Raw genomic sequence first — 645 nt, 5'->3', positions numbered from 1 at the left:
CCACCAGAAGTGAATGGCTTATCAACACCATACCATTCACAATTACCCATCTTGCAAGGGGTTACCTCGTACTCATATCTAAATGGTGTAACCCATACAGTATCACCAACTGATGACCAAGAACCACCGTTAACCTTAGATGCTTTATAAGAATCAATTGAAGGAGTCCAAATTGGATGACATACAGAAAGACTATTTTCTTCTGATACTACAGTCTGTATATCATCATTACTAATTTTGCACTCATATTCATAAAAAGTTTTCAGTTGAGGAGAGCGCAAGCTAGTTAAATCAGGTTCGTTTGCAGAAACAAAAAAAGCGCTAATAAGCGCTAATAAAAATATTAGAATTCGCATAATGCGCCTTTAATAAAAAGGGCGGTGTTACCCGCCATTTAATTAACTGGTTCTTACACCACTTGAAAAGCCTTCGACAAAGCACCATACAAGAAATGAGGCAAGACCAATTGAAGTAACCATTTTAGTTACGTAACTTTGAAACAATCATGCCGATAGCAAAGCCGATTGCAGCAACAGTAATTACGCCAGTGATAATTGCAGTGTAGTTTGAAGTACCATCAGTTACAGCAGCATCAATTGCAGCGGTGTGGTCAGCAGCAAACGCAGTTGCCGAACCCATAACAGC

The 645-nt window shown here is 39.2% G+C and carries 1 protein-coding gene; it reads right to left on the bottom strand.

The annotated features are described in order from the left end of the window. Positions 1–356 (bottom strand): hypothetical protein (locus H5079_RS18520; RefSeq protein WP_182684628.1); only part of this gene is annotated, 356 nt, incomplete at its 3' end. Between the last annotated feature and the right edge of the window lie 289 nt (positions 357–645).

This window comes from Pseudoalteromonas sp. SG44-5, from assembly GCF_014164175.1.
GTDB lineage: Bacteria > Pseudomonadota > Gammaproteobacteria > Enterobacterales > Alteromonadaceae > Pseudoalteromonas > Pseudoalteromonas nigrifaciens.
This window is presented reverse-complemented; position numbering and strand designations above follow the sequence as displayed.